Below are 8,989 nucleotides of genomic sequence, written 5' to 3'. Positions count from 1 at the left end.
CCAGGTGTGGATCTCCAGCCGTGGCGAGGTGAAGCTCGTTGACCTGGGGGGAGTCTGCCGGAGCGAGCCCCGCTACCTCACGCCCGAGCAGGCCCGAGGTCGCCTCGTGGAGGCGCGCGGCGACGTCTTCCGCCTCGGGGCCCTCCTGTACGAGCTGCTCGCCAGACGACCCCTCTTCGAGGACTCTCCGCAGGTCGTCCAGCGGATCGGCGCCTTCGACGAGCGCGGCCTGGAGCCGCTGCCCGGGTGTCCCCCGTCGCTCTGGTCCGTGCTGCTCCGCGCCCTCGCCGCGGATCCCGAGGCCCGACTCCGTTCAGCGCGTGAGCTCTCGGACATCCTGCGACGCTTCCTCGAGGAGCGTCAGCTCGGCGTGGACCACCTCGACATCGCCAGTCTCTTCGCCCGGGCCTTCCCCGGGCGCCGCTCGCTCCTCGAGGACATGGCTGGCGCGGCGGGCGAGGAGCTCTCCTTCGCCGAGAGGACCCCACCGCGCCCGCCCACCCTGCTGCCCGTCGCCCGGACGGAGCCCGGCAAGCGGGTGCACGCGGGTCCCCCGCCGGTGCTGCTCTCCGTGGAACCTCCACCGCCTCCGGACGCGGCCTTCGAGGAGCCCGCCGTGGAGAGCGTGAAGCCACCCGTGCGGCCCTTGCCCGCGCGGCTCGAGGACTGGCACGCGCGGATGCTCGATGAAGCCCTGGGCTTGATTGGAGGCAGCGCGGCGCTGGCGCCCCTGCTGGTCCGACTCACGCGCCGCTGTGTGGCGCACCTGGGGGGGGGTGATGGCGAGGAGACGCTGGCCATCACGGCGGCCCGAGCGCTCGCGCTCGCCGCGCGGCTGGAGGAGCCTCGGCGCTTCGTCCTCCCCACGCTCGCACGCGTGCGCACCCTGGCGGGTGGTGCGCTCCCGGAGGTGAATGAGGTCCTCTCCGCCGTGCTGCTCGCGGGGCGAGACTCCGCCTCCTCCGCGGGGTGTGCCGCCCGGGCCCTGCTGTGCGCGTCGGCCTTCGTCGTCCAGGTGCAGAGTGCCGAGCCCGGCGCGGCCGAATCGGCTCGCGCGCTGAGCCTCCTGCGGCAGGATCCGCGCATCACTCCCGCCGCCCTGGAGGCCCTCGCCGCGGAGCTCGAGGTGGGCGCCGCCTAGCCCTTCCTCAAGCCCCGAAAGAAGGCGGGATCTCGAAAGTCCCACAGGCGCCCGGGGTCCTGGTCCACGTTGGTGGGGCTGGCATTCCAGCCGGCCGCGGCCTCCCAGTTCGTCGCGCCACGCAGGTGGGTGAAGAAGCTCCACCCCGCCAGCACGGCGAAGGTCAGCACGAATCCCCGCTTCCACACCGGCTCCGCCGTCGTCGTGCGCAGCATGTCGACGACGGGAATCAGGAGGTAGCAGAGGTAGGGCGCCATGTCGGTCATGTACCGGGGGCCGTACGAGTGGCCCGCCCACCAGTGGGGGAAGCTGGAGATGATGAGCCAATGCAGCAGCAGGATGGCGCCCACCACCAGGGCCTCCACCCGAGCGCGCGGCGCGCGGAGCTCCAGGGCCAGGCCGTACAGCGAGAAGAGGAAGATGGGCGAGTAGATGAACAGCCCCCGCGCGGGACTGACGAGGTTGCCCGCGAGCGCCTCCAGCATCAGGCCGCCGCTCTCGGGAATGATGCGCGCCGGTTGGTAATACGGCGGCAGGATCGCTCCGTACACCGAACCGTTGTACGAGAAGAAAGCGAGCGCGACGAGCAGGCCCATGGCGCAATACGCGAGGAAGTAGCGCCGGTAGCGCAGCAGCACCAGCAGGCTGAGGAGCATCACCGAGATGCTGTTGGTGGGCCGCATCACATAGGACAGCCCGACGAAGAGGCCCGCCCAGGGCACGCCGTGGGGAAGGCGGCGGCCCCGCACCAGGAGCCAGAGCGCGATGGAGAGCATCAGCACGGAGGGCCCGTGCTGCCCCAGATCGCGGGTGGCGGTGGACCAGATGGAACTGCAGAAGGCGAACACCCCCGTCACCACCAGGGCCCACTTCCAGGGCAGCAACTCCGAGGCCATGAGCTGGATGAACACGGCGGCGAGTGCCATGAGCAGCGAGGCGAGCACCATGTCCGTCGTGTAGATGAACGACGCATCGATGTTCCCGACGCGTGCGAAGTTCTTCTGCCAGTTGGAGACGCCCTTGGCGAGCTTGGGGACGTGCTTGGCGACGGGGGCGATGAAGTCCACCACGCCGTTGAAAATCCAGATGGGGCCGAGGGCCACCAGCGCGGACCCCATGGGGAAGAAGTTCCGGTAGTGCCCATCGACGACTTCCACGGCACCGGGGTAGTGGTGGAAGCCCTCCTGGTACTCGTCGAGGTCCGCGTTCCCCTCGCGCAGGATGCTGAACACGGTGGGCAGGCTCCAGAACAAGTCACCGGCGCCCTTGATGGGACTGGACTCGTACACGATGGTGGCTGCCACGAAAACAGCCACACAGGCCCAAGCGCGCCCTCTGGGTGACTTCATTGACGGAGACCCCTCACGGCCCGGCCGCTCCTCGGGCGGCCGGTGGCCGGCCTTGTACCACACGCCTCACTCGGGGCGAGCGCGTGAGTGCCCGCACCGGGCGTGAGCCTCCGGGTCCATCGGGCTGGAGTCCGCTCAGGAGAACACGTTCACCTCGCCGTGGACGGGGAGCAGGGCCACGTCCTTGCCGCCCCGGTACGTCTGGCGCGCGGGCACCGAGACGAGCTCCCACGTGGGGAGCACCACCGCCGTGAGCGCGCGGCCGTAGACGCACCCGGTGTCGATGCCCACCGCGTGCTCGGTGACGAGCGGCCGATCGAACACGGTGTGTCCGAAGATGACGCGCTCGGGGCCCTTCCAGTGGTGCGTCCAGAAGCGGTAGTCGGCGGGCGCCTTCGAGGGCCAGAAGCTCTTGCGCTCCGGGGGCTTCACGCACTGGGCGTGGAGCAGGTGGTAGGTGTCCTGCTCCTCGATGCGCTTGCCGGGCAGCACGCCGGCGTGGACGATGACGGCGTTGTGCTCGGGCAGGCGGATGAAGTGGGGGAGGGTGGCGAAGTACTCGAGGTGCTCGGGGGCGAGGACCTGCCGGGTCTCCAGGTGGTCCGGGAGGAGGTCGGCGTCCTTGCGGCGGCGCTGCTGCAGGTGCTTCTCCTCGTGGTTGCCGAGGATGGACTCGTGCCGCATGGCCAGCTCGACGCACTCGCGGCGCTTGGGGCCGCGGTCGACGAGGTCACCCGTGAAGATGATCCGATCGCTCGAGGTGGCGCCCACGCGGTCGAGCAACTCCAGGGCCTCGTCGTAACAGCCGTGGAGGTCTCCGATGACGATGGTGCGAGACATGGTGATGCTTCCTTGAAAGGGTGGGCGCCCGAGTGGAGAAGCCAGTGGTCTGAAGTTGGAGTTCAGGGTCGGTGGCGTGAACCACCGAGCGCTTGTAGGGCCTCTCCGGCCGGGCGCCCGAAAATTGGATTCAACCCCAGGGACGTGGAGGGCCTGCTCTTCCTGACGGTCGGCTCACCGGGAGGACTCCGGCAGACCGGAGCGGGGCAGCTCGACAATGAAGGTGGAGCCCTCGCCCGGGCGGCTCTCCACCCGGATGCTCCCGCCCAGGGCCTCCACGATGCTCCGGGTGATGTAGAGCCCCAGCCCCATGCCTCCATAGTGGCGGTCCGAGACGGCCCGCTCGAACTTGTCGAAGATACGCTCCTGGGCCTCCAGCGAGATGCCGATGCCCTCGTCGCGCACCACCAGCCGTGCCCGGCTCCCGTCCAGCTCCACGCGGGCGCGGATGGGGCGGCCGGAGCCATAGCGGATGGCATTGGAGAGCAGGTTGGTGACGACCTGCTCCAGCCGCAGCCGATCCCACCGGCCGGGGACGTGCCGCTCGCCCTCCACCCGCAGCTCCGAGCCCACCCGGGCCGCCTCGGGCGCGAACCAGGCCGCCACCTCGTGCAGCACCTCGCCCAGGTCCATCTCGGCCAGCTCCAGCATCAATCGCCCCCGGGCAATGCGGCTGACGTCGAACAGGGCGTTGATCAACATGGAGAGCTTCTGCACCTGGCGTTGGGCCGCGCGCAGGTGACGCTGGACCGGCTCGGACCCGGGCACCCCCTCCCGGGGTGGGAGCTCCCGGCTCAGGGCGGTGAGGGTGAGCTTCAACGGCGTGAGGGGCGTCTTCAGCTCATGGGAAGCCACCGAGAGGAACTCGTCGCGCAGCTGCACCGCGAGCTGGGCCTCGCGGTAGAGGCGTGCGTTGTCCACCGCGAGCGCCGCCCGGCGCGCCAGATCCTCGGCCAGCACCTGCTCCTCCCGGCCATAGCGGCGGCTCGCACGGGGATTGCCCCCCCGGCAGTAGAAGAAGCACAAGGCCCCGAACGTGCGGTCGCGCGCATGCAGCGGCACGGTCAGCGAGGACGTCACCCCGCTCCCGCGCAGCAGCTCCAGGTGCCGGGGGTCGCTCGCGTATTGGACGAGCATCTGGTCGGTGACCTCGGGCACCAGCTCGGTGCGCCCGGTCCGGATGACAGCGCCCGAGCCCGTGGCGTCCTCGAGCCGCAAGGGATGATGGCGGGCCAGCTCCCGGGCGATCTCCACCCGGATCGGATCCACATGGGCGATCGCCAGCCGGCGGAGGCTGCCGTCCGGCTCGAGGAGATCCAACACGCAGCCGTCCGCGAAGTCGGGCACGACGCGCTGCACCACGTGGGAGAGCGTGGTCTCGTAGTCGAGCGAGCCGGCCAGGGTCTCGCTCACCGAGGCGAGGAAGGTCTGGTGGGCCTCGGCGCGCTTGAGCGCGGTGATGTCGATGAAGCTGGCCACCACCGCCTGCAGCGCTCCCCGGGCATCCCGGATGGGCCCGGCGTTGATGAGGAAGCTGCGCACGGAGCCGTCGGGCCGGTCATAGAGCACCTCCTGCTGCGGCTGGGGCTTCCCGGTGGCCAGCACCCGGGCGATGGGGTACTCCTCCGCCGCGAAGCGCCGCCCATCCGGGTGGATGCCCCGGTACCGGGCGAAGTCCTGCACGCACGTGGTCTCGAGCATGGGGTGGCCCAGCAGGTACTCGGCCTGCGTGTTGGCGTGCAGGGTCCTCCCCGAGGGCGCCTCGGCGATATGCACCGCCACGGGGAGCTGCTGGAGGATGGCTTCCAGCCGTCGGTGCTCCTCCTCGAGCCGCGCGTGGAGCTGCTCCCGCGCCTGCTGCGCCTGCCGGAAGCGGGAGATGTCGACGATGAAGCCCTCCAGCGCCTGGAGCTCCCCATCCGGTCCGAAGATGCCCACCCCGCGCTCCCACACCCAGCGCTCCTCGCCCAGGCGGGTGCGGATGCGGTAGGTCAGGGTGAAGGGCCAGCGGGTGTGGAGCGCCTCTTCGATCTCCTCCTGGATGCGGGCGCGATCCTCGGGGTGGACCAGGTCTCCCCAGCTCACCCGCCGTTGGAGGAAGTGCTCGGGGGCGTAGCCGCAGAGCGCCAGGGTCCCCGCGCTGGCGTAGGTGAAGGACCAGGGAGGTAGATGGTCGCTGCGGTAGGCCATGCCCGGCAGGTTTCCCAGCAGGGTGCGCAGCTTTCGCTCGCTCTCACGCGAGTCCGCCTCGGCCTCCCTGGCCCGTTCGAGCGCCACGGCGAGCGCTCGCTCCCGACGGTGGAGTTCGAGGAACATGCTCACCTTGGCGCGGAGGATCTCCGGGCGGAGCGGCTCGAGCAGGCAGTCCACCGGGCCGGGGGTGGCGCTGCTCAACAGCTCCGCCTCCTCGCAGGCGGCTCCTCCGAGGAAGAGGATGGGGAGGTTCCGGGCCCGGTCGTACACGCGAAGGGCTCGGGCCAGCGCGCACCCGGCGTCCCAGCCACCGCGCGCGTCGATGAGGAGGCAAGAGGCCTCCCCTTCCTGGAGCAGCACATGCAGGCCCTCGTTCATCGAGGTGACCCGGAGCACCGTCTGCTCCAAGGGGGCCAGGAGGGCCTCCACATCGGCGGCGGACGCGCGCGGTTGCTCCACGAGCAGGAGAGGCGGCTCCTCATCCGCCGGCCGCAACCCGTCCCCATCCCCGGAAGACGTCTTCCCCCGCTGACGTCCTGGAGCAGGGGGGGCTTGCTCTGACTGGACTCCCCACATCCCCGTCCTCCTGGCCCTGGGCCCCTTCCAGGGATTTGTGCCGGGAGTGACACTCCAGCAACAGCCCGACCTTCGCCGGTTGTCCGCCTGTCCTGGCGTCCAGGGCGAGGCCCGTCCGGCGGGGGCTCGGGTCTGAAAAAAACGGTCCGGAAATGGGCCGGAAAATTTCCCGTCAGGAATCCCCCCCGGGTTCCGTCTTGCCTTCAGACGCCCTTCGTGTGCCCGCTGTTGGACATACGGCGCTGGCGTCATCGGGAGGCTGTCTTCGGATGCCGTCGTGCTACCTTGACCCGCCGTTTCACCGAACCCCCCCCTGCCCAGGCGGGGGTCTCGTGCCTCCTGGCGGCGCTCCGAGGTCCTTCCGGTGTTCGACGAGCTCACGGATGACGAACTGTTCGCAGAGGTGCTCCAACGCCGCGCCGCGGGCGAGGCGGTCGGAGCCCCCCTTGGCTCGCTCTGCGAGCGCTGGGCCCGCCCGGCCCGCTACGTCATCTCCAAAATCCAGGCCAGCTACGGCCGCGGCTCTCCGGCGGACGCGGACGAGCTCTACCAGGACGCGATCGGCAAGTTCCTCGACCGCGGCCTCGACCAGTTCCGCGGTGTCTCCGAGCAGATGCCCGGGCGCAGTGCGTCTCCCAAGACGTTCTTCCTGCGCATCGTCAAGCATGTGGCCATCGACTTCTACCGGCGGCAGCGAGAGGACCTCGCGCCAGCCGTGGCCAACCCGGATGAGGCTCCAGAGGAGTCCCACGTCGACGCGCACCGCGCGATGGACAAGTCGCGTCGGGACGAGGAGCGCACCGAGGCCCAGGAAGTCTACTGGCGCGCCTTCGAGCGCCTGCAGCGCGAGCATCCCAAGGAAGCGGGTGCGTGGGACCTGTACCACCACCAGGACGTAGAGGACCACGAGGAATGCGCCCGGCGGCTCAACATCACCGTGGTCAACTCGTACAAGCGCGTCAGCCGCGCACAGGCCTACCTGAAGCTCTACCTGCTCGACCTCCAGAAGGAGGGCGGGCAGGAGTGAGCCCACCGTACCCGGAGGAGGGTACTCGCATGACCGACACACTCGCTCGTTATCAGTCCCGTCGTGAGCAGCTCGCGCGGGGTGGCGCTCCCGCGGACGGTTCCCTCGAGGCGATTGGAGACATTCTCCGGCGCGGCGAGCGGTTGGGACGGGAGGGAGTGGAGCGGGCCCTGCGAGGGTTGAGCCGCGCGGACCTCGACACCTGGCTCCGCGCGCACAAGCCCGAGGCGCTCCAGCCCGCGCTCCTGCGTGCCGCGGAGGAGGCCGCCGAGGTGGCGCTCGGGGAGGAAGGCGAGGAGTCCGAGGTGTGGCGCACCTCCTCCCTGGAAGGTCTCACCGCGCGAGACAGGGCCGAGTCCGCCGTCCGCGCGATAGCGGAGTGGGAATCACTTCATGGCGCGCTCGACGGAGACACGGCAGCGCGGTTGACGGCGTTTCGCGAGGGCCTCGGACGTCTGGACGCCGCGCTCCGTTCGAAGGCCCGCTGGTTCATCCCCCTCAACGCGCAACGCAGAGCCGAGCGCGACGTGCTCGATGCCGCCGAGAGGACACGCGCCTGGTGGTTCAACGACCGCGCGGACTGTGACGACTTCCTGGCGGCCCTGGGCAACACGCCCGAGCAGCCGAGTCCCCACCTGCGGAGTTGCTCCGACTGTCGCGCGGACCTCGAGAGCACCGCGAGCGTCGAGGAGCCACCCCGGGGGCAGCTGCTCCACCTGAGCGAAGACGAGTTGTGGCGCTTCGACATGGGGATGATGTCCGCGAGCGAGCTGGCCTGGGTGGATCGCCACACGCAGAAATGTCTCGAGTGCGCGCAGGCCATCTGGGCGCTGGAGGAGGGGGACGACGCCATCGAGAAGGCGCTCAAGGAGCAGGAGCAGCCCCTTCCGGCGGCCCGCTCCTCGCGGGAGACCGCCCCCGCGCGCAGGCCCGGTGCCGCGCGCCATCCCGAGCATCGCGAAGTGCTGGAGGAGCGACGGGAGTTCCGCGTGGTGCTCGTGCGCGAGCGCCAGCGCTCCCGGCTCCTGGTGCAACCCCTCTCGGGCCGTTCCGTGACCGCGGCGGTGTTCCTCGCCCCCGGCAAGCCCTCGCTCAAGCCCCAGCCAGGTCCAGAAGGTCTCGAGTTCGACCTCGGTACCGGTGCCGGCGGTCGCTCCGCCCACCTGATGGTGCGGGTGGGCAACAACGAAATCTTCGAGCGGGACTTCTCCTTCTAACCCTCCCAGCCCTGGCGCTACCGGCCGAGCCTCTGCAGCTCTCCCGACGGAGCCACCCGTGTGCCCTTGGGCGCCTCGCGTGCGAGGGCGAGCATCGCCCGCGCGACGGTGTGCGCCTCGATGGGGCGACTCCCGAACGGGCGCAAGAGCGGCGCGAGCACCCGCGAGGCCACGATGGCCGCGCGCTCGCCCGGACGGCTCTCGGCGCGCTCGCCGAGCAGGAGCGACGGCTGGAGGATGACGAGGGACTCGAAGCCCAGGCCCTCGAGCGCCTCCTGCACCTCGCCCTTCACGCGGTTGTAGAAGACGCGCGAGCGCGGGTCCGCCCCGAGCGCCGTCACCACCAGGAAGCTCCGGACCCCCGCCTTCTTCGCGGCCTGCGCGAAGGCCAGCACGGCGTCATGATCCACGGCGCGGAAGGCCTCCTGGCTGCCGGCCTTCTTGATGGTGGTGCCCAGGGTGCAGAAGGCGTCGTCCGCGGCGGGCAGGGCCTCGGCCGCGAGCCGGGCGAAGTCCACGGTGTGCTGGACGAGCTGGGGGTGCTGGCGCGGCAGCGCGCGGCGGCCGAGCGAGTGCACTGCCTCGTACAGCGGGCTCTCCAGGAGGGCGTCGAGCAGGAAGCCGCCGACGAGTCCGCTCGCGCCGG

Annotated in this window: 6 protein-coding genes and 1 pseudogene; 3 read left to right on the top strand and 4 right to left on the bottom strand. The window is 70.6% G+C overall.

What is annotated here, in order from left to right:
• Positions 1–1,141 (top strand): annotated as a pseudogene (locus VF697_RS24200) (hypothetical protein); the annotation flags it as partial.
• Here the strand turns inward: VF697_RS24200 and VF697_RS24195 are convergent.
• The 3 genes from VF697_RS24195 to VF697_RS24185 all read right to left on the bottom strand — a co-directional run bounded on the left by VF697_RS24195 (position 1,138) and on the right by VF697_RS24185 (position 5,982).
• A complete protein-coding gene (locus VF697_RS24195) occupies positions 1,138–2,445 on the bottom strand; it encodes a hypothetical protein (protein WP_331098862.1) in 1,308 nt (435 codons plus the stop codon). The pseudogene VF697_RS24200 and the gene VF697_RS24195 overlap by 4 nt on opposite strands.
• A gap of 180 nt (positions 2,446–2,625) precedes the next feature.
• Positions 2,626–3,330 carry a metallophosphoesterase gene (locus tag VF697_RS24190; protein ID WP_331098861.1) on the bottom strand — a complete coding sequence of 235 codons (705 nt, stop codon included), beginning with the start codon at positions 3,328–3,330 and terminating at the stop codon, positions 2,626–2,628.
• 174 nt (positions 3,331–3,504) lie between these two features.
• Positions 3,505–5,982, bottom strand: coding sequence for an ATP-binding protein (locus VF697_RS24185; protein ID WP_331098859.1), 2,478 nt, complete (start codon positions 5,980–5,982; stop codon positions 3,505–3,507).
• 481 nt (positions 5,983–6,463) lie between these two features.
• Between VF697_RS24185 and VF697_RS24180 the strand changes: the two genes are divergently transcribed.
• Positions 6,464–7,126: an RNA polymerase sigma factor gene (locus VF697_RS24180; RefSeq protein ID WP_331098857.1), complete on the top strand. Its 663-nt coding sequence runs from the start codon at positions 6,464–6,466 to the stop codon at positions 7,124–7,126.
• Positions 7,127–7,155: 29 nt separating this feature from the next.
• The gene (locus tag VF697_RS24175) at positions 7,156–8,343 is read left to right on the top strand and encodes a hypothetical protein (RefSeq protein WP_331098855.1); all 1,188 of its coding nucleotides are present in this window, start codon (positions 7,156–7,158) and stop codon (positions 8,341–8,343) included.
• 17 nt (positions 8,344–8,360) lie between these two features.
• Here VF697_RS24175 and VF697_RS24170 read toward each other — a convergent pair.
• On the bottom strand, positions 8,361–8,989 hold a 629-nt coding region (locus tag VF697_RS24170), incomplete at its 5' end, for an oxidoreductase (RefSeq protein ID WP_331098853.1).

Source organism: Archangium sp. (assembly GCF_036388035.1).
Taxonomy (GTDB): domain Bacteria; phylum Myxococcota; class Myxococcia; order Myxococcales; family Myxococcaceae; genus Archangium.
Note: the sequence above shows the minus strand (reverse complement) of the source record. Positions and strands in the feature narration are given on the sequence as shown.